Here is a 25,144-nt window from a genome sequence, read left to right on the forward strand (position 1 = left end):
CTGACCGTAGCTCCAGAGCACCGCGCCGCCGGCCGCGTCCACGTTGAGCAGCTCGCGCTGGGAGTAGGCGATGGTGCCGGAAGCCAGGCTGAGGTCGCCGGCCGTCGCGTCCGGATCGCTCCAGCGCACCTTGCCGTCCTTTCGGCCCAGTGCGTAGAGGCCGTCGCCGCCCAGGTAGACCAGGTCGCCGGCGCACACGGCGCGGGTGTGCAGCGCGCTGGACTTCGGCAGGCGGTAGCTCCAGTTGGGGTCGGGGGCCTCGCCCTTGGCCCGGGTGCGGGTGGCCGTGGGGCTGGGCTGGGGGCGGTGGGCCGAGCGGTCGGCTGCTGGGGCGGCACGGGCTTGGGGCCGGGCTTGTCGGTACCGGTCAGCGCCCAGGCGGCGCCGCCCAGCGCGGCGAGCAGCACCGCGCCGCCGCCGGTGAGCAGCAGGCGCCGGGACGGGCCCTTGGCGGTCGGCACGGTGAGGGGGTTGGTGTCGACGACCTCGGTGGGCGTCGGGGCGGTGGCCGGCCGCGGCTGCTCGGCGGCCGGCCCGCCGGCCACCGCCCCGCCACCGGTGGCCGGCACGCTGCCGCGGTCCGGGACCTCCAGGTCCAGCACGGCGGCCGCGTGCCCGGCGATCTCCGAGGCCACCGGGCTTGGCAGCCAGCCGGTGAACGCGTCCGGCCCGCCGCCGAGCAGCTCGACCAGCTCCGCCGGGGTCAGCCGGTCGGCCGGGTCCTTGGCCAGGCAGGCCGCGACCACCGGCCACAACTCCTCCGGCAGGGCGTCGAGTGACGGCTCGTCATGGATCACCCGGTACAGCTGGGCGGCCGCCGAGCTGTCACCGGCGCCACTGAACGGCCCGGCCCCGGTTGCCGCGTAGACCAGCACCGCACCGAGTGAGAAGACGTCCGAGGCCGGTCCGGTGGGCGAACCGGCCGCCTGCTCAGGGCTCATGAAGCCGGCTGAGCCGACCACCAGGCCGGTGCCGGTCAGCCGCTCGTCGTCCAGCGCCCGGGCGATGCCGAAGTCGATCACCCGGGGGCCGTCGGTGGCCAGCAGGACGTTGGAGGGCTTGAGGTCGCGGTGCACCAGGCCCGCGCCGTGCACGGCCACCAGGGCTCGGGCCAGGCCGGCGCCCAGCGCGCGGACCGAGGGCGCGGGCAGCGGGCCGTGGGTGCTCACCGCCTGGGTGAGCGAGGGGCCGAGCACGTACGCGGTGGCCAACCAGGGCACCGGGCCGTCCGGATCGGCGTCCACCACCGGGGCGGTGAAGGCGCCGCCGACGGCCCGGGCCGCCGCCACCTCGCGGCCGAAGCGGCGACGGAACTCCTGGTCGGCGGCCAGTTCGGGGCGCACCACCTTGACCGCGGCGGTGCGACCACCGGCCGAGCGGGCGAGGTAGACCAGGCCCATGCCGCCGGCGCCGAGTCTGGCGAGCAGTCGGTACGGGCCGACCGTGGTGGGATCGGTCGGGTCCAGTGGCTGAATCGGCATGCTGCGCGGCTCCCCGTTGCTGTTGTGCTGGTGATCGTAAGGCCTTCGACCACTTGGTAGGTTCGAAGTTCAGGATGTTCAGTGGGCGGTTCAGGACTGTTCGGGCGGGAGCGGGCGTAGACATGTATGTCGGCCCGTCGGTGCTCTGTGCTGGTCGGGCCGCCAGGGAGTGGGAGGATTACCACGATGAGTGTCACGCTCGCCAAGGGCGGCAATGTCTCGCTGAGCAAGGCCGCGCCGAATCTGACGCAGGTGCAGATCGGTCTCGGTTGGGACGCCCGGTCGACCACCGGTGCGCCCTTCGACCTGGACGCGAGTGCGCTGCTCTGCTCGGGCGGCCGAGTGCTCGGCGACGAGTACTTCGTCTTCTACAACAACCTCAAGAGCCCCGAGGGTTCCGTCGAGCACCTGGGCGACAACCTGGTCGGCGGCGCCGAGGGCGAGGAGGGGGACGAGGAGGTCGTGCTGGTCAACCTCGAACTGGTCCCCGCGCAGGTGGACAAGGTGGTCTTCCCGGTCTCGATCTACGACGCCGAGGCCCGGCTGCAGAACTTCGGCCAGGTCCGCAACGCGTACATCCGGGTGGTCAACCAGGCCGGCGGCACCGAGATCGCCCGTTACGACCTGAGCGAGGACGCCTCGAGCGAGACCGCGATGATCTTCGGCGAGCTCTACCGCTACCAGGGGGAGTGGAAGTTCCGAGCGGTGGGGCAGGGGTACGCCTCCGGGCTGCGTGGCATCGCCCTGGATTTTGGAGTCAACGTACAGTGAGGATCATGCCGACCGCATCATCCGAACTCATGGCTGAAAGGTAGTCATACCCGTGTTCCTCCGCACTTTCGGATGGTCCTTCGCGACCACGATCGCCGGGCTGGTGGCAGCCGGACTGATCTGGGGCGCCCAGGGCTTCGGCGTGGTGCTGATCCTCGCGATCCTCGAAATCTCGCTCTCCTTCGACAACGCGGTGGTCAATGCCACGGTTCTGAAGCGGATGAACCCGTTCTGGCAGAAGATCTTTCTGACGGTCGGTGTGCTCATCGCGGTCTTCGGCATGCGGCTGCTCTTCCCGCTGGCGGTGGTCGGCCTGACGGCCCACATCGGCCCGAGCACCGTGATCGACCTGGCGCTGCACTCCGACCACACGTACAACGGTCTGACCTACGCTCAGCACCTGGAGGCCGCGAACCCGGCGATCGCCGCGTTCGGCGGGATCTTCCTGCTGATGATCTTCCTGGACTTCATCTTCGGGGACAAGGACTACAACTGGCTGCGCTGGATCGAGCGGCCGTTGGAGAAGATCGGCAAGCTGGAGGCGCTCTCCTCGGTGATCGCGCTGGTCTCGCTGGCGCTCGCCGCCCGGTTCTTCGCCGGCGCGCACGCCGAGACGGTGCTGCTGGCCGGCCTGCTCGGCCTGGCCACCTACCTCGCGGTGAACGGGCTCTCCGGCGTCTTCGAGTCCACTCTCGAGGAGGAGGAGGCCGAGGAGGAAGAGGCCGAGAAGTCCGGCAAGTCCATCGTCCAGGTGGCCGGCAAGGCCGCGTTCTTCCTCTTCCTGTACCTGGAGGTGCTGGACGCCTCGTTCTCCTTCGACGGCGTGGTCGGCGCCTTCGCGATCTCCAACGACATCTTCCAGATCACCCTGGGCCTGGGCATCGGCGCGATGTACATCCGCTCGCTGACCGTCTTCCTGGTCCGCAAGGGCACCCTGGACGACTACGTCTACCTGGAGCACGGTGCGCACTACGCGATCGGCGCGCTGGCGGCGATCCTGCTGATCTCCATCGAGTACAAGATCCCGGAGATCGTCACCGGCCTGATCGGGGTGGCCTTCATCGGGGCGGCGCTCGGCTCCTCGATGCTGCGCAACCGGCGCGAGACGGCGCTGGAGGACGAGTCCGAACGAGAACCGGCTGTGGCCGGGAAGAACTGAGGCAGGCAGATGTGAAAGGGCCCCGCACCGGGTGGTGCGGGGCCCTTTCACATCTGCTGGCCTGCTCGGCTTGGCCTGTTGGTCATTGGCTGTTGGTCATCGGCCAACTGCTCAGCCGAGGCGCTTCTCCATCGCGCGCAGCTTGCGCTCCAGCGAGTCGAAGGGCGAGTCCAGCTTGGGCATCGACAGCGTGTCGTCGTCCGGCGTCAGGTCGACGCTGTCGCGCCGACCGGACTCCACAGCAGTGCGGCGCGGGGCCGCGGACAGGGCGGCGGGCTCCAGCGCGGACGGGCCGACCCTGGCCATCGGGTCCTCGGACTCAGCTAGCGCAGGCTCCGTAGCGGGCTGGCCCTCGCGGGACCCGGAGGTCAGCGCGGGCACCTGGCGCCCGCCGCGGCTGCGGCCCAGCATCCCGCCCCGGGAGATCGCCTTCAGCTCGGCCCGCTCGCGCCGGTCGGCGCTGCGCGCGGCCGACTTGGCCTCCATCTTGGCCGCCCGCTCCTCGCGGACCTCCTCGACCGCCTCGTCCAGGCTGCGCACGTTCTCCAGCAGCATCAGCGACCAGGCGGCGTAGGTCTCGCGCGGCGCCCGCATCCAGCGCACGATCCGGATCTGCGGCAGCGGCCGCGGGATCAGGCCCTGCTCGCGCAGCGCGGCGCGACGGGTCTGCTTGAGCGCCCGGTCGAAGAGGATCGCCGCCGAGATCGACATGCCGGAGAAGAACTGCGGGGCACCGTCGTGCGTGCCGCCACGCGGCGCGTGCACCCAGTTGAACCAGGCCGAGGCGATCGCGAAGACCCAGACCAGCAGGCGGGAGCCGAGGGCCGCGTCACCGTGGCTGGCCTCACGCACCGCGAGCACCGAGCAGAACATCGCGGCGCCGTCCAGACCGAACGGGACCAGGTACTCCCAGCCGTGGCTCAGACCCAGGTTCTGGGTGCCGAAGCCGACCAGGCCGTGGAAGGAGAGCGCCGCCGCGACCCCGGCGCAGACGAACAGCAGCACGTAGGAGGCGATCCCGTAGACCATCTCCTTGCGGCGACGGCGCTCCTCGGTGCGCTCCCAGGAGTCCCCGCTCTCCTCGGCCTTCGCGTTCTTGAAGCGCAGGGTGGCGACCAGGATGGCCACGAGCAGCAGGGCCGCGCCGCCGACGACGGCCCAGACCAGTTGTATGGACGAGAGTGACATTGCGGCGTGAGCCTCTGCTTTCCGCGGTCGGGGCGGGAGGTTTGGGACGGACCCGCGTTACGGGGACACCTGTGCGGCAAGACGATATCGCGTCCGAAGGAGCCGCATAGTACGGGAGTGGGGGTTCGGCGGCCATCCGCCGGGCGGGTGGCATGACGAGTCGTCGGATCCGACGGTGGCTCAGGCCCACTGCTGGGTATGGACGGCAGTGCACAATGGAGCGTCAGATGGTCGTCACTGCCGGTCACGGTGCTGGCGAGGGGCCGAAGTGAGGCTGGGGGCGGGGCGGCAATGGGTGCGGTCTGGGAGTTCCTGAGGGGCGAGCGCAACCTGCCCGATGTGGTGGGGCAGGGCGGAAAGGTGATACTCACCAAATCCCGGCCGCAACACCCGATCACCGGAGAGGGGCCGACCACCGGCACCCTCTACGTCAACCTGCACTGGACCGCCCGGATCGTCCAGGGCTCGCAGGGCCAGCTGCGCCGCAAGCTGCTGCAGCCGCGGCTGCTGCGGCAGAACGACCAGGACAACTTCCAGGGCGGCGCGCAGAACGTCGACCTCGACCTGGCCTGCATGTACGAGCTCACTGACGGGACCCGCGGCGTGGTGCAGCCGCTGGGCAAGTTCTTCGGCGACCTGCAGCACCCGCCGTACATCAAGCTCAGCGGCGACGACCAGTACGGGGCGCCCTCCGGTGAGTCGATGTACATCAACCTGGAGAAGAAGGAGCTGTTCAAGCGGCTGCTGATCTTCGTCTACATCTACGACGGCACGCCGGCCTTCGAGAGCACCCACGCGCAGATCCAGATCGTCCCGCCGACCGGGCCGCGGATCGAGGTCAGCCTGGACCAGCGGGAGGCGGCGGCCCGTTCGTGTGCGGTGCTGCTGATCGAGAACGTCGGCGGGCAGTTGATGGCCCGTCGGGAGGTGCGGTACGTGCACGGGTTCCAGGCGGACCTGGACCGGCTGTACGGGTTCGGGATGCAGTGGCAGCGGGGGTACAAGGAGGAGTAGGGGCCGGTCGGTAGTTGGATCGGCCGGGTCGGATCAGCGCGGCTGGATCAGCGCGGTCGGATCGGCGTGGTCGGATCAGCGCGGCTGGAACTGCGGGCCCTGCGGGGGGAGGGCGAAGGGGGGCTGGGGCTGGGGGTAGCCGTAGGTCGGTTGGGGCTGCTGCTGCGGTTGGGGCTGGGCTTGCGGCTGCGGCTGCGGGTAGCCGTAGCTGGGCTGTGGCTGGGCCTGCGGCTGCGGGGTGGGCTGCTGGGGGTAGCCGTAGCCCGGGGGGTTGGCGGGCGGCGGCGGGATGGTCGCGGGCGCGGTGGGCGGTGCCGTGGGGGCGACCGGGGGCGGGGTCAGGGTGTAGCTCGCGGGCTCCTCGGGCGCTGCGTGGGTCGCGGCGGGCGCGGGTGTCGGGGTGGGCGTCGGTGCGGCGGGAGTGGCTGCCGGTTCGGGCGTCGGCTCCTCGTCCACCGTGATGCCGAAGTCGGTGGCCAGCCCGCTGAGCCCCGAGGAGTACCCCTGTCCGACCGCGCGGAACTTCCAGCCGCCGTCCCGCCGGTACAGCTCGGCGCAGACCAGCGCGGAGACCGCCTCCACCTCGTGGATCGGGAACTCGGCGAGCGGCTCGGCCCCGGCCGGCGCCGCCGCGTCGTGCAGCAGCACCCGCAGGCCGCGCACCTCGTGGAAGGTGCCGGACTCGGCGGAGCCCGCGAGCACCACCCGGTCCACGTCGGCGGGCAGCTTGGCGAGGTCGATCTCGACCGTGTCGGCGATCTCCTCGCTGCCGGGCACCCGGTGCTTGGGCAGGTGGCGCACCACGCCCAAGGGGTGCCGCGGCTGGTTGTAGAAGACGAAGTCGGTGTCCGAGCGGACCTTCCCGTTCGCGCCGAGCAGCAGGGCCGAGGCGTCCAGGTCCGGCGCGCCCGCGGCCGAGCTCCAGCGGAGCACGGCGCGCACCGCCGCCGCGGTCAGCGAGATATTGGCGCCCTTCGCCATCACGTGCGTCATAGCTGACCATCCTGCCCGGTGGTCACCCCCACGGACAATGCGCCCTGCCCTTTCCGAGATGGCTGAAAACTTGCGATGATCCGCAAGTGAGTGCGGTGGCCTGCACATTGGCCAAGTTCAGAAAATTCCATGTTACCGATGGTCTGATGAGGAGGGAATGGACCGTACGATGCGGCGGTCTCCACTGTTCTGTCGCCCCTGGGAGTGCATTTTGCGCCACTTCGGCCAGCTGGGTGCGGACGCGCGCCGCCGGCTCTTCCGTACCGAGCCCGCGCCGTTCGACCGCTACAGCGCCGCCGCAACGCTCGCCACCGCGCTGGGCGCCACCCTCTACAGCCCCGCCGCCCGCCGCACGCTGGCCGTCGATGTGCGTCGGCAGGCCGCCAACGGTGTGGTGTCGATGGTGCTCTGCCTGGAGGACGCGATCGCCGACCGGGAAGTGCCGGCGGCCGAGGCCAACCTGGTCGAGCAGCTGCGCCTGCTCGCCGAGTCGCCCGGCGCCGAGCTGCCACTGCTCTTCGTCCGGGTCCGGACCCCCGAGCAGATCGGTGACCTGACCCGGCGGCTCGGCCCGGCCGTGCGGCTGCTCAGCGGCTATGTGCTGCCCAAGTTCACCGAGGAGTGCGGCCCGGCCTATCTGGACCAGCTGGCCGAGGCCGAGGAGGCCTGCGGACAGCGACTGTTCGGCATGCCGGTGCTGGAGTCGCCGGAGATCGCCCACCTGGAGCGCCGGCGAAGCCACCTGCTGGCGATCGCCGACCTGCTGGCCAAGCACCGGGAGCGAATACTCGCCGTCCGGCTCGGCGTCACCGACGTCTGCTCGGCCTACGGGCTTCGTCGCTCCGCCGAACTGACGGCCTACGACCTGCCGTTGGTCGCCGGAGTGATCGGCGACGTGGTCAATGTGCTCGGTCGGGTGGACGGCACCGGCTTCACCGTCACCGGCCCGGTCTGGGAGTACTTCCCCGGCCGGGGCGCCGGGCCGCTCCAGCACACGCTGCTGCGGGAGATCGAACTGGACCGGGCCAACGGGCTGTTGGGTAAGACCTGCGTCCACCCGAGCCAGGTGCCGGTGGTGCACGCGAGCTCGGTGGTGACGCACGAGGAGTACTGCGACGCGCGGGACGTGCTGCGGCGCGACGGCGGCGTGCTCGCGTCGAGCTACACCAACAAGATGAACGAGGCCAAACCGCACCGCGCTTGGGCGGAGCGGGTGCTGCTGCGCGCCGAGGCGTTCGGGGTGGCCAGGCCCGAGATCGGGTTCGCGGAACTGTTCGCGGCCTGCCTGGCTGCGGAGGTGGACGGTGGTTGAGATGTGGCGTGGCGCGTGGGTGGCCGACCGGCTGGGCATATCGCTGGCCGGTGCGGACCCGGCGGAGTCGGCCGAGCTGCGCTCGGTGCTCGGGCTCGCGGTGCGGGAGGGGAACGGCCGGCGGGCGCACCTGCTGGTCTCCGAGATCCTCGGCAAGCACGTGCCGCAGCGACCCTCGGTGGTGTACGGCGCCGGGCGCCGGCTCGGCGCGGCCGTGCGGGCGCGGCTGGACGGCGCGGCTGACGCTGGCGGGCGGCGCGACGGCACGGCTGATGTTCGTGGGCGGCTGGGCGGTGCGGCGGATGTCCGTGGGCGGCTGGGTGGTGCGGCGGACGTCCGGGTGCTCGGGTACGCCGAGACGGCGACCGGCCTCGGGCACTGTGTGGCCGACGAGTTGGGCGCCGTCTACCTGCACTCCACCCGTCGGTCGGTCCCCGGCGTGGCGCCGATCGGCGGCTTCGAGGAGGAGCACTCGCACCACACCTCGCACCTGCTGCTGCCCTGGGATCCCGAACTGCTGTCAGGTGATGGTCCGTTGGTTCTGGTCGACGACGAACTGTCGACCGGTCAGACGGTGTTGAACACGATCGCCGAGCTGCATCGACGGTGGCCGCGCGAGCACTACCTGCTCGCCGCGTTGGTCGACCTGCGCGGCGAGGCGGACCGGGAGCGGCTGGCCCGGTTCGGGGCGGAGCTCGGTGCGCGGATCGAGGCGGTGGCGCTGGCCCAGGGGAGGGTGGAGCTGCCGGCCGATGTGCTGGAGCGGGCGGCGGGGCTGGGGGAATCGGTGCCGGGCGTGGCCAGTGGGCAGGGCGAGCCGGGTGCTCTGGTGCGGGCGCGGCTGGACTGGCCGGTGTCGGTGCCGGACGGCGGCCGGCACGGGTTCACGCCCGCGCAGCTTCGCCAACTCGAAGCGGCCCTACCTCAGTTGGGCGAGCAGCTGGCGGCCGCGCTGGCCGGCGACGAGCGACGGGTGCTGGTGCTCGGCTCCGAGGAGCTGATGTACGCGCCGCTGCGGTTGGCAGGCGCGTTGGAGGCGGCGCTGCCGGCGGTCGAGGTGCGGTTCTCCAGCACCACCCGCTCGCCCGTGCTCGCCGTCGACGATCCCGGCTACCCGATCCGGACCAGGCTGCGCTTCCCCGCACACGACGTGGCGGCACGCGATGTGGCGGCACGCGACACCACAGCACGCGACACCACGGCGCGCGACACCTCGGCTGACCACACCACGGCCGGGCCGCGCTATGCGTACAACGTCGCGCCGGGCGCCGGCGCAGAGCGCTTCGACGCCGTACTGCTGGTGCTGGACGCCGTCGGTGACACCCCCGAACTGCACGCCCCCGACGGCCTGTTGGCCCGGCTGCGGGAGGTCACCGACCGGGTGGTACTGGCCGTGCTGCCCTCGGCGGGCGCCCTGCCCGCGCCGCTCGGCGGGCCGGAGTTCTCCTCGTACGCCGCCGCCGAGGTGGGCTGGCTGCTCACCGACCTGTCCGGGGTGCCGCTGGAGGCGCCCACCGAGGAACGCGAGGAGGCCGTGCAGTCGGGCGGTGCGCACTACGCGGAGTCGCTGCCGGTGGAGTTCCAGCCCAGCCCCGAGTACCAGGAACTGTTCCAGGAGGCGCTGCGCGGTTCGGCGCGGCGGATCGCGCTGGCGGTCGGCACAGTGGCCGAGATGCTGCTGGCCGAACGCGGTTCCGGGCTGGTGCTGGCCTCGCTGGCCCGGGCCGGTACGCCGGTCGGCATCCTGATCCGGCGCTGGCTGGCCGCCGGGCACGGGATCGAGGCACCGCACTACGCCGTCTCGATCGTTCGCGGCCGCGGCATCGACCGGGTCGCGCTGCGCTACCTGGCCGCCCGGCACGATCCGTCGCGGGTGGTCTTCGTGGACGGCTGGACCGGGAAGGGCGCGATCGCCCGCGAGCTGGCCGCCGCGCTGGACGGCACACCGTTCGACCCCGCGCTCGCCGTGCTGGCCGACCCCGGCCGGTGCGTGCGGACCTACGGCACCCGGGACGACTACCTGATCCCGTCCGCCTGCCTCAACTCCACCGTCTCCGGCCTGGTCTCGCGCACCGTGCTGCGGGACGACCTGATCGGCCCCGGCGACTTCCACGGTGCCAAGCACTACGCAGAGTTGGCCGCAGCGGACGTTTCCGGACAGTTCCTGGACACCGTCGCCGGATACTTTGCGGCAGTCCGTCAGCAGGCGGTCGCGGAAGCGCAGCGGCTGGCCGGCACCGACCGGACGCCGAGCTGGGAGGGCTGGGCGGCGGTGGAACGGATCAGCACCGAGTACGGCATCGACAACGTCAACCTGGTCAAGCCCGGGGTCGGCGAGACCACCCGGGTCCTGCTGCGTCGGGTGCCCTGGCGGATCCTCGCCCGCCGCGGCGCCGGGCCCGACCTGGACCATGTCCGGCTGCTGGCCAAGCAGCGCGGAGTCGCGGTGGAGGAGGTGGACGAGCTGCCGTACTCCTGCGTCGGCCTGATCCACCCGCACTACAGCCGAGGCGCCACCGGCGCCTCCGGACGGACGGTGGCCGAATGATGCACCTGGTGGCGAGCGACCTGGACCGCACGCTGATCTACTCGCCGCGCGCGCTCGGCCCGTCCGTTCCCGAGCTGACCCTGGTGGAGCGCGACGACGAGGGCGAGCCGCTCTCCTACTTCACCGCGCGGGCCGGGCAGTTGCTCGCCGAACTGGCGCAGTGGGCGGTCTTCGTGCCGGTCACCACCCGGACCCTGAAGCAGTACCGGCGGATCGAGCTGCCGGTCGCCGCGCGGTACGCGATCTGCGCCAACGGCGGCCGGCTGCTGGTCGCCGGGAAACGGGACCGGGACTGGGAGACCGCGCTGGACGCACGGCTGTCCGCGTCCGGTGTCGCGCTGGCGGAAGTGGTCGAGCAGCTGCAGACCTTCGCCGACCCCCGGTGGACACGCAAACAGCGAGTCGCCGAGGACCTGTTCGCCTACCTGGTGATCGAACGCAAGCAGCTGCCCGCCGGCTGGCTGGCGGAGCTCACCGGCTGGTGCGCGGAGCGCGGCTGGACGGTCTCGCTGCAGGGCCGCAAGGTCTACGCCGTGCCGCGCGCACTGACCAAGAGCGCGGCCGTGGCGGAGGTCACCCGGCGGCTGGACGGCCCGTGCACCGTGCTCGCCGCCGGCGACTCGCTGCTCGACGCGGACCTGCTGCTGGCCGCCGACGCCGGCTGGCACCCCGGGCACGGCGAACTCGCCGAACAGGGCTGGACCGCCCCGGGCGTCACCGGCCTCGCCACCCGCGGGGTGCGGGCGGGGGAGGAGATCCTGGCGACGCTGCTGGCCCGGGTGACCGGGGGGCAGCGGCCGGCGTAGCCCGGGGTGGTCCCTCTGCCGGGGCGGCCCCCCTGTGTCGGTGGTGGCCCCTGCGTCGGTGGCGGCGTCAGCCGCAGCAGCCGCCACCGCAGCAGCCGCCGCCACCGCCGGACGGGGCCTGCGGGGCGGCGCCGCCCGCGCCGGTGACGGCGACGGTGGAGAGCAGCTTGGTGGTGTCGGTGTGCCCCTGGGGGCAGACCGCCGGGTCGTTGGCCTGCGCCATCGTGCGGCGCAGCTCGAAGGTCGCACCGCAGGTCCGGCAGCGGAAGTCGTAGCGTGGCATGCCCGCAGCGTACCCGGCGGTGGGGCGACGCGGGTGGCTGTTACGGGTGGCCGTTGTGGGTGGCCGTTACCTGCGGCCGTTGTCCAGCTCAGTGCGCGTGTCCGCCGCGGATCATGGCCACCACGCCTGCGGCCGCCTCACGTACCCCGTCCAGTTCGGTGAGGAAGTGCCAGTAGTCCGGGTGGCGCCCGGCCGCCGTCAGCGCGGCCGTCGCCCGGTCCAGCCGCTCGACCGCCGCGTCCAGCGGCCCCGCGTGGCGCGGGTCCGGGGCCTGGCGGCCCGCCATCGCCAGCCGCTGCGCGTCCCGCAGGGCGAACCGGGCGCGCTGCACCTCCGCCTGCGGGTCGCGCTCCACCTCGGTCAGCCGGCGCAGGCGCTCGCTCACCGCCGCCACCGAGCCGTCGGCGGTCTCCAGCAGCGCCCGGACCGTACCGATCGCTGCCGTCGCGTCCGCCCAGCGCTGCTCGTCCCGGGCCCGGGCGGCCTCGGTCAGCTTGCCCTGGGCCGTCCGCCCCGACTCCGCGACCTGCTGCGGCACCCGCTGCAGGTCCTGCCAGCAGGCCGCCGAGAAGCGCCGGCGCAGCTCGCTCAGGGCCGGCTCCACGGTGCCCGCCTTGGTCTCCAGCGCCTGGACCCGGGTACGCAGGCTGCTCAGCCGACGGTCGATCTCGCGCGCTCGTTCCGGCAGTTGCGCGGCGTCCGCCCGGATCGCCTCGGCCCGCCGGGCCACGTCCTCGGCCCGGTGCAGGGTCTCGGTCACGCCGTGCCGGCTCGCGCCCTCGTTCAGCCGGGTCAGCTCCGGCGCCAACTCGGCCAGCCGCCGGGCCAGGTCGTCCGCGGTCAGCCCGGCTGCCCGCACCGCGTCCAGCGCGCCGCTCGCGGCCAGCAGCGCCCGCTTGGCCTGCTCCACCGCGGGCGCCACCCGGATCAGCTGCGCCTCCGCGTGCTGGACCAGCGGCTGCAGCCGTGAGAGGTACGCGCTGAGCTCGGCCTGCTTGGCCGCCAGCTCGCCGCGGGCCCGTTCCAGTCGCTGCCGAGCCTGCGCGGCGGCCCCCGGCGGCAGTTCGGGCGCCTCCAGGTCGACGGCGTCCAACGCCTCGAAGTAGGCCAGGTTCACCTGGTTGATCCGGGTGGTCAGGTCCTGGAAGTCGGCAAGCGCCTGCCGCACCGCCGCCGCGTCCTCGGCCGCCCGCACCGTCTCGACGGCGAGCTCCACCTCGCGCTGCGCGGAGTCGAGTTCGTAGAACGCCTGCTGCGCGGCGTCCCGCGCGGCCAGCGCCTCGGCCCGCTGGGCGTCCCCGCCCCGCCGCCCCCACCAGGACCCGCGCCCGCCCGCGCCGGGCCCGCCGCCCGCGAACGACCCCGCCAGTGCGACCAGCACCCCGGCCATCGCCACCGGCATCAGGGCCAGCTCCGCGACACCCCGCGCCCGGTACCCCCGCGTGCTACCCGCCCTCACTCCGCGCTCCCTGCTCGCCACCGACCCGACTCGACCCCTCATTCTCGCCGATCACCCCCACCTTGGACCCCTCCGCCCCCGCCCCCGCCCGAGCCCTGCTCGGCGCCCCCACCCGGACCAGGTACTCTTACTCTTCACCGCAAGGCCCCCACCCCGGGACCGCCCTGCGGCGGGGGCGCGTAGCTCAGTGGTAGAGCGCTGCTCTTACAAAGCAGATGTCGGCGGTTCGAAACCGTCCGCGCCCACAGTCGACGATCGTGGGTCGTCAGCACAAAGGGCCAGTTCAGAGGCGTGATCCTCGCGAACTGGCCCTTCGCCGTTTCCGGGGCCGACGGGGTGGTCGGTCGAGGTCAACGAGATGACCCTCGACTCAGCGTCCTACATCCTCGAGTACGACTTCGACGCCTGAGCCCTCAGCGCTTTCGCATCGGACGGCTGGTCGACTGCCAGACGCTCCGGCGGCGCGCTATCTCGTAGAGGTGCCCAACCTCGGTGGGGGACAGCACGGCTGGCGAACGCGGTAGAACCTGGGCGATGGTGGCGCCGTCCAGCACGAACGCTTTGGGAACCTCAGCCGCGATGTTGATGTAACGACCTTCTCTACGGTTTCAAGGCGCCGCGCACGGCGCGGCACGGCACTCGCCCGGCCGCCCGCCGCCAACCGGCCAGACCACTCCGCCATCCGTGCGCTACCGTGCTGGCATGCCAACGTCCGACCGTGTTCATGGCCAGAACGATCTTGCCGCAACGCCGCTGGACGAAGACCTTGTCCAGAGCCGGGAAGATCTCGTGGCATTCATTCGCGATCTTCACGCCGAGTACCTCCAACGCGGCACCGGATGGGAAAACGCGAGTCTTGATCGCTTCCTCGAAGCCCTCGCTAGCTGGATCGAGGACTCGCCGGGCTCGTACCGCAATCGCAAGCTTGAACTACCTGCCGAGGGCGACTGGACCTTCTTCGCTCGCGCTCTCGGAGCGGCCACGGTCTACGAGTGAGCTGACGGCAGCGTGTGAGCGATGAGGCGGACGACCCAAAACGCACCCCGGGTCACGCCCCTTACCGTGCGCACGACCTCATCGCGTGCGAGGCTACAACGCCTCCATGGCCTGGCGGTGCGCCCGTGCCAGAGCCGTGCCAGAACGGGCGGTGCGTGGCGGTCAATCAGGGGCTTCAAGAGGCCAGGGCCAGCCGAAGACCCACGGGTGGCAGGGACCAGGTCAGACCGGCTGCCCCGGCAGGGTGCCGCTGAGCCGGGCGATCTCCGGCAGCCGAGTGAAGTCGGCTGAGGAGCGGGCCGGGCGGGACGCGTCCAGGCCGAGGATCGCCTCCTGACCTGCAACTTCACGATGCACACCGCTCAGTTGCCCATCGGAGTCGAACCCGATCGATTTGCGGCGCCGACCGGCCGATTGCGCCGAGTACTGCGTCGCGTGCCCGGCTGGGGGAGTCGTCGGGTTCGGTGAAGACGGCATCGAGGTCGGACAGGGGCGCGAAGGGCGCCAAGGCACGGGCGCCGAAGACCGCTGACTCGGCCAGCAGGACGCGCCGACCGGCCGAGCGGAACAGCTGGCGTCGCAATTCAGCCTCGGCGAGGTCGTCGACGGTCAGCCCTGCCTCGGAATCGGCGCCCGAGCAGTCCGCGAACACGGTGTCCACCTGGATGCCCGCCAGCGCGCGCATGGCGATCGGCCCGGCGAGCAGCCCGCCTGGTCCGCGCTGGCCACCGGTCAGGATCACCGTGGGCGTGGTCTGGCTCGTGCTGTTGAGCAGGCCGTCGATTCTGAGCGAGTTGGTCACCACGGTGATGTCCTGGCGGTCCGTCAGTTCAGCTGCCAGCAGCTCTATCGTCGAGCCGCCGACCAGGCCGATGGCCATGCCCGGCCGCACGGTGGCCGCCGCCGCGGCCGCGATTTCCCGCAACTCCGTGCGCTGCCCGCCGGGTCGGTCGGGGCTCGGTTGCGGCGCGCGTGTCGCCTCGGGTCCGTTCAGCGCTCCGCCGTGCACCCGCACCGCGTACCCCGCGGACTCAAGGGCAGCCAGGTCGCGGCGGATCGTCATGGGTGAGACGGCCCACCGAGCGCTCAACTCCTTGCTGCGGACCGCGCCGGAATGCTGCAGCTCGAGACGGATGCGGTTGCGGCGCTCCTGCGTGAGCGGGGCGGCATCGGCTGCTTGACGGGGCATCGCTCCTCCTACTCCTCGCTCGGCACCTCACGGGGCGTGCGCAGTTACGGGCGGTGCCCGGCCGGCCGACTGCGGCCGGCCGGGCACCGCCCGTTCGCTGTCGGCTCAGCCGGCGGCGAGCTGGGAGATTTCCGTGCTGGTCAGGGTCCGGTTGTAGAAGTGGACGTCGTCGATCTGTCCGTTGGTCAAGTCGACGGGGCCACGGTTGTAGGTGCCGGCCCCGATCACGGTCGCTCCCCTGGCCGCCCAGGGGCTGGTGAAGGAGGTGCTGCCCTGGAGGGTGCCGTTGACGTAGAGGGAGATGGTCTGGGTGCTGCTGTCGTACATCCCCAGGACGTGGAACCAGGTGCCCGTGGTCGCCGACGAGGTGGCCGTGACCACGGCGGCGGAGGAGGACGTGGAGTCGGAGGATCGGGTGGCGAAGGTGAACTTGCCGCCCGACAGCTGCAGGTAGAACGGGCTGACGTTGAATCCGGCCAGGCTGGCGAAGGTCTGGTTGCCGCCGCTGACGGTGTTCAGCTTGACCCAGGCCGCGACGGTGTAGCTCTGGCCGGTGTCGATGACCGAGGACGGGATGACCGCTTCGGTTCCGGTCGTGCCGTCGAAGCTCAGCGAGTTGGAGCCGACCTTGCCGTTGCCGGCCCAGGCGGTGTTGCCCTCCTTGTAGCCGTTGTCGGTGTTGCCGAGCAGGTTGGTGACGGCCTGGCCGCTGCCCTCGTCGAGCTGGTAGTAGCCGGCGGCGCCGGTGCCCAGGGCGTACGCCTCATGCGAGTTGAGCGCGCGGGGGACCATGCGGACGTCGTCGATGGCGCCGTTGACGAAGTCGACGTTGCCGCCGTTCCACTTGGCGCGGCCGATGGTGGTGTGGCCGTTGGCCTTCCAGGGCGAGGAGAACGCGGTGCTGCCCTGGAGGGCGCCGTTGACGTAGAGCGCGATGGTGTGGGCGCTGTTGTCGTAGACGCCGGTCAGCTGGTACCAGGTGCCGGTGGTCGGAGCGAGCCCCAGGACCTGGGTGGCGGTGGAGCCGGTGGAGTCGGAGCTGCGGGTGGTGAAGGCGAACTTGCCGCCCGTGAGCTGCAGGTAGAACGGGCTGATGGAGCTGCCGTCGGTGCTGGCGTAGGTCTGGTTGCCGGTCAGGCTGTTCGGCTTGACCCAGGCGGAGACCGAGTAGCTGCCGCTGGTGTCGACTGCGGTGGTGGGGACGTCGACCCAGGAGTTGCTCGCGCCGGTCAGGTTGACCGCGCTGGTGCCGACCTTGCCGGTGGTCCAGGAGGCGCCGGCCTGCAGGGTGCCGTTGTTGCTGTCGCCGCTGATGTCAGCGGTGGCCGTGCCGGTGTTCTCGTCGAGCGGCCAGTAGCCGCCGTTCTGGAGTGCGGTGGGTCCGGCGACGGCGGAGCCGTTGTAGGCGCCGATGTTGGGTGCGGTGCTGGAGGAGACGGGGTTGCCGAAGTAGTCCTGGCCGCCGTTGCCGGAGATCAGGGTGCCGGCGCCGAGCGCGGGGGAGCCGGACTGCAGCTCGTACACCGAGGCGGAGGCGCGGCCGGTGCCGCCGGTGCCGGGCGAGACGAACAGCGGGTTCGAGGTGATCTTCGCCGAGTCGGACGGCTCGCTGCTGGGGTGGTTGCCGTAGAAGAGGTTGTGGCTCCAGGTGGTGTTCGCCGTGGAGTAACCGCCCGTGCCCAGCTTGTAGATGAGGTTGTTGGAGAAGCTGACGTTGCTGTTGGGCGTGCCGTCGGTGAGCTTCCCGTTGTCGCCCTCACCCATGTAGATGGTGTTGTTGTACACCTGGGCGGTGGTGTTGCTGTCGACGCCGCTCAAGGTCGGGAAGATGGCGTTGGAAGCGCCGTCATTCTGGCTGATGTTGTAGCGGATGACGGACGTCTTCGCGGCGAAACCGCTGCTGCAGCACCACTCGGTGAAGCCGAACGGGTTGTCGTGGCTCCAGTTGTACTGGATGACCGTGCCGCTGGTGTTGTTGTCGATGTCGAACGCCTGGCCGTCGACGAAGTTGCGGAACTGGCGGGAGACTTCGTTGTTCTGGAAGACGGCGTTGGTCGTCCACCCGTTCCACAGGCCGGCGCCGGAGTAGCGGTAGCCGTTGTCGAAGGCGACGTTGTTCTCGATGAGCGGGGAGGCGCAGAAGACGCAGACGATGTCGTTGCCGCCCGCGTCGGTGATGGTGTTGTTGTTGATCACCACGTTGGTGCTGTTGATGTTGTGGTTCAGGCCCAGGAGGGAGCCGATGTAGACGGCGGCCGCGTCGTCGTGGGCGAGCGTGTTGCCCTGGACCAGGACGTCGTTCCAGCCGCTGGTGGCGTTGTTGTCGGTGACGTCGAAGGCGATGCCGGCGGACTGGCTCGGCTGGACCGGGTTCTGGACGTTCGCCCAGAAGCCCAGCACGTTGTGGATGTTGTTGTTGACGATGTGGATGCCGTTGAGGATCCCGCTGGTGTCGTTCTCCAACTGGACGCCGCTGCGCACGGCAGCGCTTCCGGCGGTGTTGGTGATCTCCAGGTTCTGGATCGTCCAGTTCTGCTGGTCCTTGAGGAACACGGTGGCGGCCGCGCCGCCGCCGTTCAGGATGGGCGCGGCACCGGAGCCGTAGCTGGAGACGGTGATCGGGTTGCCGGTGCTGCCGGAGCCCTGGGGCTGGAGCTCGCCGGTCCACGAACCGCCGTCCTGGAACAGGATCTGGTTGCCGGCGGTGAACGTGGTGGCGTTGACCTTGGCGATGCTCTGCCAGGGCGTGCTGGAGCTGCAGCCGTCGTTGCTGTCGCTGCCGCCGCTGGCGGAGACGAAGAAGGTGGTGCAGGTGGCCGCGTGCGCTTGCGTCGCGGGCACGATCACGACACCGAGCGCAGTCAGCGCGCTCGCTGCCGTTGCGAGGAGGCGTCTTTGCCACTTTCGCATGGCGTTCCCCTTTGAACGGTGGGTGTGGGGGGTGGGGGTGAGGCCGAACCCGGTGCGGGGGAAGGGGCAGTGGGTGCCCGCACCGGGTCGTTCTGGGGTGGGGTTCAGACGATCGTGCTTCTCAGTTCACTGCCACGGCATTGAGGACGTCCGTGTCGATGTGGACCGAGGCCGAGCGGGCGAGCCCGCTGACGACCGTCTGGAACTGGTCGTGCAGGTAGTCCTGGCGCACCTGGGACGCGGCCTGGCTGAAGGGCAGCTGCGTCAGGGTGTGGGTGCCGGGGTCTTGCTGGCGGTAGGAGTCGAGGTGGCTCTGGTAGTAGGCGTTCAGCGCATCGTCGGAGGCGGGGACGGCGCCGGAGGCGGCGAGCTTCTCCGGGAGCGCCGCACTGACGCCGTTCAGGACGTAGCTGAAGTAGTTGGCCTCGGTGTACTGCACGGGGCCGTAGATGACCTGGTGGGCGGCGACGGCCTTGAGTCGGCGGGCGTTCTCCGCCGTCCAGGCGGTGAGGAAGGCGTCGTAGCCGGCGTCGGGGATCAGCTGGTTCCGCTGCGCGAGGTCCAGGACCACGGTCGCGCGGGTGACGTCGGCCAGGGCAAGCTTCTTGAGGTGATCGGCGGGGGTCTGTCCGCCGTGCGCGGTGGTCCAGAAGTGCGGTCCGTCGGCGACGCCGTAGGTCTGCTGGAAGTAGGCGAAGGTCGCGGCCCGGTCCTGCGCCAGGTAGAGCGCGAACTCGCGCACGGGGATCTGGTGGCTGTCGATCTCGGCAACCGCGGCGCTGGACGGCGGTGGAGCGGCCGCCGATGCGGGACTGCTGCCCTCGCGGCCGACGGTCACGAGGACGATGGCGGCGAGGACGACGGCGCCGAGGAGACCTGCGACACCGACCGCCCACCGCGGAACCGCCCGACGCGGGACAGTACCGGTGGACGACGCCGTGCTGCGGCGACGGACCTGGCGGGTGGCCGTGCTCATTCCCGTCTCCTTTCCTCTGGGTTGGCCCGGCCCGGGAACTCTCGTTCCCGGGCCGGGAACCGCCTTCCGCGCGTCGGCTCAGCCGGCGGCGAGCTGGGAGATTTCCGTGCTGGTCAGGGTCCGGTTGTAGAAGTGGACGTCGTCGATCTGGGCGTTGGCGAAGTCGACGGGCCCCAGGTCCCACATCGCCGCCCCGATCAGGGTCGGCCCCACCGCCGTCCAGCCGCTGCTGAAGGAGGTGCTGCCCTGCAGCGTGCCGTTGACGTACAGGGAGATGGTGTGGGCGCTGCTGTCGTAGATCCCCAGGAGGTGGTACCAGGTGCCTGCGGTCGCCGACGAGGTCGCCGCGACGGAGGTACCCGTCGAGGACGTGGAGTCGGAGGAGCGGGTGGCGAAGGTGAACTTGCCGCCCGACAGCTGCAGGTAGAAGGGGGAGACATCGAAGCCGGTCACGCTGGCGAAGGTCTGGTTGCCGCCGCTGACGGTGTTCGGCTTGACCCAGGCGCTGACCGAGTAGCTCTGGCCGGTGTCGATGACCGTGGACGGGACGACCGCCATGGTGCCTGAGGTGCCGTCGAGGCTGAGCGAGTTGCTGCCGATCTTGCCGGAGCCTGCCCAGGTGGCGTGGCCTTCGGTGTAGCCGTTCGCGGTGTTGCCGACGAGGAGGTTGGTGACGGTCTGGCCGCTGCCCTCGTCGAGCTGGTAGTAGCCGGCGGCGCCGGTGCCCAGGGCGTAGGCCTCACGTGCGGTGAGCGCCTTCGGGGTCAGGCGGACGTCGTCGATGGCGCCGTTGACGAAGTCGACGTTGCCGCCGTTCCACTTGGCGCGGCCGATGGTGGTGTGGCCGTTGGCCTTCCAGGGCGAGGAGAACGCGGTGCTGCCCTGGAGGGCGCCGTTGACGTAGAGCGCGATGGTGTGGGCGCTGTTGTCGTAGACGCCGGTCAGCTGGTACCAGGTGCCGGTGGTCGGAGCGAGCCCCAGGACCTGGGTGGCGGTGGAGCCGGTGGAGTCGGAGCTGCGGGTGGTGAAGGCGAACTTGCCGCCCGTGAGCTGCAGGTAGAACGGGCTGATGGAGCTGCCGTCGGTGCTGGCGTAGGTCTGGTTGCCGGTCAGGCTGTTCGGCTTGACCCAGGCGGAGACCGAGTAGCTGCCGCTGGTGTCGACTGCGGTGGTGGGGACGTCGACCCAGGAGTTGCTCGCGCCGGTCAGGTTGACCGCTCCCGCGCCAACCTTGCCGGTGGTCCAGGAGGCGCCGGCCTGCAGGGTGCCGTTGTTGTTGCCGCCGCTGATATCGGCGGTCTTGGTTCCGGTGCCCTCCTCCAGCGGCCAGTACGCGCCGGAAGTGGCGGTGGGTCCGGCGACGGCTGCTCCGTTGTAGGCGCCGATGTTGGGTGCGGTGCTGGAGGAGACGGGGTTGCCGAAGTAGTCCTGGCCGCCGTTGCCGGAGATCAGGGTGCCGGCGCCGAGCGCGGGGGAGCCGGCCTGCAGCTCGTACACCGACGCGGAGGAACGACCCATGCCACCGGCGCCCGGGCTGACGAGCAGGGGATCGGAGGTGATCTTCGCCGGGTCGGTCGGCTCGGAGGCCGGGTGGTTGCCGTAGAAGAGGTTGTGGCTCCAGGTGGTGTTGGTGGTGCTGTACCCGCCGTTGCCCAGCTTGTAGATGAGGTTGTTGGAGAAGGTGACAGGGCTGTTCGGCGTTCCGTTGGTCACCTTGCCGTTGTCGCCCTCACCCATGTAGATGGTGTTGTTGTACACCTGGGCGAAGGAGTTGCTGTCGACGCCTTCCATGGTCGGGTAGACCGCGTTGTCCGTGCCGTCGTTCTGGCTGACGTTGTAACGGACGACCGAGCTCTTTCCACCGAAGCCGCTGCGGCAGCACCACTCGACGGAGCCGAACGGGTTGTCGTGCGTCCAGTTGTACTGGATGACCGTGCCGGTGGTGTTGTTGTCGATGTCGAAGGCCTGACCGTCGTAGAGCTTGCGGTACTGGCGGGCGACTTCGTTGTTCTGCCAGACGGCGTTGGTGGTCCACCCGCTCCACAGGCCGGCCCCCGAGTAGCGGTAGCCGCTGTCGGTGGCGACGTTGTTCTCGATGAGCGGGGAGGCGCAGAAGACGCAGACGATGTCGTTGCCGCCGGCGTCGGTGATGGTGTTGTTGTTGATCACCACGTTGGTGGTGTTGATGTTGTGGTTCAGACCCTGGAGGGAGCCGATGTAGACGGCGGCGGCGTCGTCGTGGGCGAGGGTGTTGCCCTGGACCAGGACGTCGTTCCAGCCGCTGGTGGTGTTGTTGTCGGTGACGTCGAACGCGATCGCGGCGGACCGGCTCGGCTGGACGTTCGTCCAGGAGCCCAGCACGTTGTGGATGTTGTTGTTGACGATGTGGATGCCGTTGAAGATCCCGCTGGTGTCGTTCTCCAGCTGGATGCCGCTGCGCACGGCGGCGCTTCCGGTGGTGTTGGTGATCTCCAGGTTCTGGATGGTCCAGTACTGCTGGTCCTTGAGCAGGACGGTGGCGGCTGCGCCGGCGCCGTTGAGGATGGGCGCGGCCCCGGAGCCGTAGCTGGAGACGGTGATCGGGTTGCCGGAGGCACCGGAGCCCTGGGGCTGGAGTTCGCCGGTCCAGGAGCCGCCGTCCTGGAACAGGATCTGGTTGCCGGCGGTGAACGTGGTGGCGTTGAGCTTGGCGATGCTCTGCCAGGGGGTGCCGGCGCTGCAGCCGTCGTTGCTGTCGCTGCCGCCGCTGGCGGAGACGAAGTAGGTGGTGCAGGTGGCCGCGTGCGCTTGCGTCGCGGGCACGATCACGACACCGAGCGCTGTCAGCGCGCTCGCTGTCGCCGCGAGGAGGCGTCTTTGCCGCTTTCGCATGGCGTTCCCCTTTTGAAGGGTGGTGGTGGGGGCGAACCCGGTGCGGGGGAGGGCGCAGCGGGTGCCCGCACCGGGTCGTTCTGGGGTGGGCCTCAGCCCTTGACGGCGCCGCTGAGCAGGCCGGACATGATCTGGCGCTGGGCGGCGAAGAAGAAGGCCACCATGGGGATGAGCGCCAGCACACTGAGGCTGAGGAAGGCCGGCCAGTCGACCTGGAACTGGCCGACGGAGGTGTAGACCTCGAGGACGATCGTGCTCTTGCCCGGGTCGCTGAGGTACACGCTCGGGGTCAGGAAGTCGTTCCAGACCCACATGGTCTGGAAGACCGCGACCGTGGCCAGGATGGGCCGGATGAGCGGCAGGACGATCCGCCAGAAGATCTGCCAGGGGCCGCAGCCGTCGATCCGCGCGGCCTCGACGACCTCCATCGGCAGCGAGGCCAGGTAGCCCTGGATGATGAACCAACAGAAGATCGAGCCCGCGCTGTAGACCAGGACCAGGCCGTTGAGGCTGTCGACCAGGCCCAGCTTGACGAAGATGCGGTAGACGGGGATCAGGGTGGACTGGGTCGGCACCACGAAGGCGAGCAGCAGCAGCTTGCCGAACCGCCGGTTGAACCGGGTGGGCCGCATGGTCAGCGCGTACGCCGCCATCGCGCCCACCAGCACCATCAGCGCCACCGAGAGCACGGTCACGTAGAGGGTGTTGGCGAAGGCGGCGAACACCGGGACGTCCTGCAGCACGCGCTGGTAGGTGGAGAAGTCCGGGGAGCTCGGCAGGGCCAGCGGCGAGGCGGTGGCCTGTTGCTGCGTCTTGAGGGTGTTGACCAGGACGTAGTAGAACGGCAGCACCATCACGGCGGAGATCGGCAGCATGTAGGCGCTGGTCAGCCAGCCGCGTCGGCGCAGGGACGTGAGCAGGGCCATCAGCGGAACCTCCGTTCCAGGCGGCGGGTCACCGAGAGTTGCAGGAAGAGCACGATCGCGACGGCGACGAGGAAGACCACGCCGAGGGCCGCGCCGAGTCCGTAGTCGCCCCCGCTGACGCCGCGCTGGATCAGCACCTGGGTGAAGGTGGTGGTGGCGTAGCCGGGGCCGCCCTTGGTGAGGGTGAACGGCAGGTCGTAGACCCGCAGACCGTTGATCAGCAGCAGGAACTGGCTGACCGTCATGGCCGGGGCCAGCAGCGGCAGGGTGATGCGGAAGAACTGCTGCCGCGGCGTGGCCCCGTCGATGGTGGCGGCCTCGTAGTAGTCCCGTGGGACGGACTGGAGGTACGCGAGGTAGAGCACGGCGTGCCAGCCGGCCTGCGCCCACACGCCGACCGTGACGACCGAGACCTTGGCGAGGGTGTTGTCCGACAACCACGGGACCGGCCCGACGCCGAAGACGTCTCCCAGTACGGAGTTGATGACGCCCGAGGAGAGCGGGGAGAGCACGAACGTCCAGACCAGGCCGAGCAGCGCCATGCTGGGGACGGCGGGGAAGAAGAACGCCGCACGGACCGCGTTGCGACCCGGGAAGCGGCGGTTGAGCACCGTCGCCAGCGGTATCGCGATGACGGTCACGATCACCGTGGTGGCCACCGCGTACAGCAGGGTGAAGCCCAGGCCGGTCAGGACCTCGGAGTCGGTGAAGATCTCCCGGTAGTTCCGCAGCCCCACCAGGTGACTGCTCTGGCTGAAGCCGCTGTAGTCGGTGAAGCTCCAGTACACCGACTCGGCCAGCGGCACCAGGAAGAACAGCGCCAGCACGACGGTGATGGGGATGAGGAACGCCTGGGTGCCCAGCCGCTCGCGCAGCCGGTGGCGGCTGATGCGGCGGTCGGCGCCGGCGGACAGGCCGCCGGCACGCACCAGGGGAGGAGCAGAGGTCTCGGTCGCCATGGCAGGAGCTACTTCCCGTCGAGCTGCTTGAGCTTCTTGTCCAGGGCCGCCGGAATGTCCTGCGGCTTGACCGAGCCCTGGATCATCTGCTGCAGCTGGGTGGTCAGCTCGGTGTTCAGGTCGTTGGAGTGACGCGGCCAGGCGACGACGGGCAGGTAGATCTTGCCGGAGCGGGCGCCCGCGGCCTGGTTGGTCAGCGCCGCCGGCACGGTCGGGGTGTAGTTGCTGGTGGTGGTGATCGCGCCGCTGGAGGTGCCGTACACCTTCGCGCCGTCCAGGCTCGCCATGAACTCCAGGAACTTCAGCGCCGCCTCGGGGTTCTTGGCCTTGGCGTTGACGGCGAAGCCGGGGCTGGCGGCACCGGTCCAGTAGGTGGTGCCCTTGTTGAAGCCGGGGATGGCCCCGGTGTCGAAGGAGAGGTCCGGGGCGCTCTTCTGGACGGTCGGGACGTTCCAGGTGCCGGCGCCGAACATCGCCACCCGGCTGTTCGCGAACTCGCTGACCACCTGGTCGCCGGTCAGGCCCAGGATGCTCTGCGGCGTCAGGCCCTGGGTGTAGAGCTTGCAGTAGGCGACGAAGGGCTCGGTCCAGGTGTCGGCGAAGGTCGTCTTGCCGGCGAAGATGTCCTGGTCGGGGAAGCCGCCGTGGTCGGCGAAGTAGCCGCCGAGCAGCCCCCACAGGGACATGAAGTTGCCCTCCTTGGCGGCGTCGTAGTACGGCGTGATGCCCTTGGCCTTCAGCGCGGCGCAGAGCTCCAGGAAACCGTCCCAGCTGTCGGGCAGGGAGCTGGCACCCACCTTGGCGAGCAGCGCCTTGTTGTACATGATGCCGCCGGCCCAGGAGGAGATGGACAGGCCGTAGACCTTGCCGTCGACGGTCATGAAGTCCTTGTTGGCGGAGTTCATCACGCTCAGGGAGGACTGGCCGGAGAGGTCCTTCACGAAGCCGCCGGGCACGATCTGCTTGTCCTCGGCGGTGAGGATGAACACGTCCGGGGCGGTGCCGGACTGCAGGCGGGTCTGCAGCGTGGAGACGTACTGCGCGACCGGCGGCGCGTAGGAGGCGGAGACGTCGAACCCGGTCTGCTGCTTGAACAGGTCGAGGACCGGCTGCATGACCGTCTGGGTGTCCCAGGACAGGAACGACAGCGTCTTCGCGCCCCCGCCGCCGCCGGCGGCCGTGCTGGTGGAGCAGGACGAGGTGGCCAGGGCGGTGCCGCCGAGCAGTGCGGCCATCAGGCTGCCCTGGACGAAGCGCCGTCTGCTGAGCTGGGCGGTGGTGGGGTCGATGGACATGGTCGCTC

Annotated in this window: 19 protein-coding genes, 1 tRNA gene and 3 pseudogenes; 9 read left to right on the top strand and 14 right to left on the bottom strand. The window is 70.5% G+C overall.

Annotated elements, in window-relative coordinates:
- Positions 1-6: 6 nt before the first annotated feature.
- A pseudogene (locus BR98_RS42670) lies at positions 7-753 on the bottom strand (hypothetical protein); the annotation flags it as partial.
- A pseudogene (locus tag BR98_RS42675) lies at positions 741-1,481 on the bottom strand (serine/threonine-protein kinase); the annotation flags it as partial. The pseudogenes BR98_RS42675 and BR98_RS42670, both read right to left, overlap by 13 nt.
- Positions 1,482-1,667: 186 nt before the next feature.
- Between BR98_RS42675 and BR98_RS29610 the strand changes: the two are divergent.
- Positions 1,668-2,252, top strand: coding sequence for a TerD family protein (locus BR98_RS29610; RefSeq protein ID WP_035849488.1), 585 nt, complete (start codon positions 1,668-1,670; stop codon positions 2,250-2,252).
- A gap of 52 nt (positions 2,253-2,304) precedes the next feature.
- A complete protein-coding gene (locus tag BR98_RS29615) occupies positions 2,305-3,411 on the top strand; it encodes a DUF475 domain-containing protein (protein ID WP_035849490.1) in 1,107 nt (368 codons plus the stop codon).
- 111 nt (positions 3,412-3,522) lie between these two features.
- Here the strand turns inward: BR98_RS29615 and BR98_RS29620 are convergent, their stop codons facing one another.
- Positions 3,523-4,599: a DUF2637 domain-containing protein gene (locus tag BR98_RS29620; RefSeq protein ID WP_035849493.1), complete on the bottom strand. Its 1,077-nt coding sequence runs from the start codon at positions 4,597-4,599 to the stop codon at positions 3,523-3,525.
- Positions 4,600-4,890: 291 nt separating this feature from the next.
- On the opposite strand from BR98_RS29620, the gene BR98_RS29625 reads away from it, so the two are divergent.
- Positions 4,891-5,613 carry a Tellurium resistance gene (locus BR98_RS29625; RefSeq protein WP_035849495.1) on the top strand — a complete coding sequence of 241 codons (723 nt, stop codon included), beginning with the start codon at positions 4,891-4,893 and terminating at the stop codon, positions 5,611-5,613.
- A gap of 75 nt (positions 5,614-5,688) precedes the next feature.
- Here the strand turns inward: BR98_RS29625 and BR98_RS29630 are convergent, their stop codons facing one another.
- Positions 5,689-6,606, bottom strand: a complete 918-nt coding sequence (locus BR98_RS29630; protein WP_035849498.1) for a TerD family protein — start codon at positions 6,604-6,606, stop codon at positions 5,689-5,691.
- Between the two features lie 211 nt (positions 6,607-6,817).
- On the opposite strand from BR98_RS29630, the gene BR98_RS29635 reads away from it, so the two are divergent.
- From BR98_RS29635 to BR98_RS29645, 3 genes are read left to right on the top strand one after another with little or no spacing between them, the layout of a single operon-like run.
- Entirely contained in the window at positions 6,818-7,918 is a 1,101-nt protein-coding gene (locus tag BR98_RS29635) for an HpcH/HpaI aldolase/citrate lyase family protein (protein ID WP_035849500.1), read from the top strand.
- A gap of 1 nt (position 7,919) precedes the next feature.
- Positions 7,920-10,466, top strand: a complete 2,547-nt coding sequence (locus tag BR98_RS29640) for a phosphoribosyltransferase (RefSeq protein WP_035849501.1) — start codon at positions 7,920-7,922, stop codon at positions 10,464-10,466.
- Positions 10,463-11,272 carry an HAD family hydrolase gene (locus BR98_RS29645; protein ID WP_035849503.1) on the top strand — a complete coding sequence of 270 codons (810 nt, stop codon included), beginning with the start codon at positions 10,463-10,465 and terminating at the stop codon, positions 11,270-11,272. Before BR98_RS29640 ends, BR98_RS29645 begins: the two co-directional genes overlap by 4 nt.
- Before the next feature lie 67 nt (positions 11,273-11,339).
- On the opposite strand, the gene BR98_RS29650 is transcribed toward BR98_RS29645, so the two are convergent.
- Both BR98_RS29650 and BR98_RS29655 read right to left on the bottom strand, forming a co-directional pair.
- Complete coding sequence (locus BR98_RS29650) at positions 11,340-11,555, bottom strand: FmdB family zinc ribbon protein (protein ID WP_035849505.1); 216 nt, start codon at positions 11,553-11,555, stop codon at positions 11,340-11,342.
- Between the two features lie 88 nt (positions 11,556-11,643).
- On the bottom strand, positions 11,644-13,056 hold the full coding sequence (locus BR98_RS29655; RefSeq protein WP_051970379.1) for a coiled-coil domain-containing protein: 1,413 nt from the start codon (positions 13,054-13,056) through the stop codon (positions 11,644-11,646).
- Between the two features lie 131 nt (positions 13,057-13,187).
- Between BR98_RS29655 and BR98_RS29660 the strand changes: the two genes are divergently transcribed.
- The 3 genes and pseudogenes from BR98_RS29660 (at position 13,188) to BR98_RS29665 (ending at position 14,010) form a co-directional block, all read left to right on the top strand.
- Positions 13,188-13,259: transfer RNA gene (locus BR98_RS29660), tRNA-Val, on the top strand.
- Between the two features lie 89 nt (positions 13,260-13,348).
- Positions 13,349-13,423, top strand: a pseudogene (locus BR98_RS42680) (GntR family transcriptional regulator); the annotation flags it as partial.
- Between the two features lie 293 nt (positions 13,424-13,716).
- A complete protein-coding gene (locus tag BR98_RS29665; protein WP_063774858.1) occupies positions 13,717-14,010 on the top strand; it encodes a DUF7660 family protein in 294 nt (97 codons plus the stop codon).
- A 222-nt stretch (positions 14,011-14,232) separates the two neighbouring features.
- Here the strand turns inward: BR98_RS29665 and BR98_RS42145 are convergent, their stop codons facing one another.
- From BR98_RS42145 to BR98_RS29700, 8 genes are all read right to left on the bottom strand, one after another.
- Positions 14,233-14,367, bottom strand: a complete 135-nt coding sequence (locus BR98_RS42145) for a hypothetical protein (protein ID WP_267886098.1) — start codon at positions 14,365-14,367, stop codon at positions 14,233-14,235.
- The gene (locus BR98_RS29670; protein WP_051970382.1) at positions 14,357-15,199 is read right to left on the bottom strand and encodes a DeoR/GlpR family DNA-binding transcription regulator; all 843 of its coding nucleotides are present in this window, start codon (positions 15,197-15,199) and stop codon (positions 14,357-14,359) included. Before BR98_RS29670 ends, BR98_RS42145 begins: the two co-directional genes overlap by 11 nt.
- A gap of 105 nt (positions 15,200-15,304) precedes the next feature.
- Positions 15,305-18,040: a LamG-like jellyroll fold domain-containing protein gene (locus BR98_RS36725; protein WP_232247667.1), complete on the bottom strand. Its 2,736-nt coding sequence runs from the start codon at positions 18,038-18,040 to the stop codon at positions 15,305-15,307.
- Positions 18,041-18,230: 190 nt separating this feature from the next.
- Positions 18,231-19,085: a hypothetical protein gene (locus tag BR98_RS29680; RefSeq protein WP_035849510.1), complete on the bottom strand. Its 855-nt coding sequence runs from the start codon at positions 19,083-19,085 to the stop codon at positions 18,231-18,233.
- A gap of 78 nt (positions 19,086-19,163) precedes the next feature.
- Positions 19,164-21,887: a LamG domain-containing protein gene (locus tag BR98_RS36730; protein ID WP_232247670.1), complete on the bottom strand. Its 2,724-nt coding sequence runs from the start codon at positions 21,885-21,887 to the stop codon at positions 19,164-19,166.
- 161 nt (positions 21,888-22,048) lie between these two features.
- Positions 22,049-22,882: a carbohydrate ABC transporter permease gene (locus tag BR98_RS29690; RefSeq protein ID WP_051970389.1), complete on the bottom strand. Its 834-nt coding sequence runs from the start codon at positions 22,880-22,882 to the stop codon at positions 22,049-22,051.
- The gene (locus BR98_RS29695; RefSeq protein WP_083977130.1) at positions 22,882-23,841 is read right to left on the bottom strand and encodes a carbohydrate ABC transporter permease; all 960 of its coding nucleotides are present in this window, start codon (positions 23,839-23,841) and stop codon (positions 22,882-22,884) included. The genes BR98_RS29690 and BR98_RS29695 overlap by 1 nt, the downstream gene beginning before the upstream one ends.
- Positions 23,842-23,849: 8 nt before the next feature.
- Positions 23,850-25,136 (bottom strand): ABC transporter substrate-binding protein, encoded by a 1,287-nt coding sequence (locus BR98_RS29700; protein WP_035849512.1) that lies wholly within the window; start codon positions 25,134-25,136, stop codon positions 23,850-23,852.
- Positions 25,137-25,144: the final 8 nt, after the last annotated feature.

It is taken from the genome of Kitasatospora azatica KCTC 9699 (assembly GCF_000744785.1).
Lineage (GTDB): Bacteria > Actinomycetota > Actinomycetes > Streptomycetales > Streptomycetaceae > Kitasatospora > Kitasatospora azatica.

Bases quoted from the DNA above. Each gene is read 5' to 3' on its own strand.
- BR98_RS29650 (WP_035849505.1), bottom strand. From the start codon at position 11,555: ATGCCACGCTACGACTTCCGCTGCCGGACCTGCGGTGCGACCTTCGAG.
- BR98_RS29670 (WP_051970382.1), bottom strand. From the start codon at position 15,199: ATGCCCCGTCAAGCAGCCGATGCCGCCCCGCTCACGCAGGAGCGCCGC.
- BR98_RS29625 (WP_035849495.1), top strand. From the start codon at position 4,891: ATGGGTGCGGTCTGGGAGTTCCTGAGGGGCGAGCGCAACCTGCCCGAT.
- BR98_RS29665 (WP_063774858.1), top strand. From the start codon at position 13,717: ATGCCAACGTCCGACCGTGTTCATGGCCAGAACGATCTTGCCGCAACG.
- BR98_RS29640 (WP_035849501.1), top strand. From the start codon at position 7,920: ATGTGGCGTGGCGCGTGGGTGGCCGACCGGCTGGGCATATCGCTGGCC.
- BR98_RS29695 (WP_083977130.1), bottom strand. From the start codon at position 23,841: ATGGCGACCGAGACCTCTGCTCCTCCCCTGGTGCGTGCCGGCGGCCTG.
- BR98_RS29690 (WP_051970389.1), bottom strand. From the start codon at position 22,882: ATGGCCCTGCTCACGTCCCTGCGCCGACGCGGCTGGCTGACCAGCGCC.
- BR98_RS29680 (WP_035849510.1), bottom strand. From the start codon at position 19,085: ATGAGCACGGCCACCCGCCAGGTCCGTCGCCGCAGCACGGCGTCGTCC.
- BR98_RS29620 (WP_035849493.1), bottom strand. From the start codon at position 4,599: ATGTCACTCTCGTCCATACAACTGGTCTGGGCCGTCGTCGGCGGCGCG.
- BR98_RS29630 (WP_035849498.1), bottom strand. From the start codon at position 6,606: ATGACGCACGTGATGGCGAAGGGCGCCAATATCTCGCTGACCGCGGCG.
- BR98_RS29610 (WP_035849488.1), top strand. From the start codon at position 1,668: ATGAGTGTCACGCTCGCCAAGGGCGGCAATGTCTCGCTGAGCAAGGCC.
- BR98_RS29655 (WP_051970379.1), bottom strand. From the start codon at position 13,056: ATGAGGGGTCGAGTCGGGTCGGTGGCGAGCAGGGAGCGCGGAGTGAGG.
- BR98_RS29645 (WP_035849503.1), top strand. From the start codon at position 10,463: ATGATGCACCTGGTGGCGAGCGACCTGGACCGCACGCTGATCTACTCG.
- BR98_RS29700 (WP_035849512.1), bottom strand. From the start codon at position 25,136: ATGTCCATCGACCCCACCACCGCCCAGCTCAGCAGACGGCGCTTCGTC.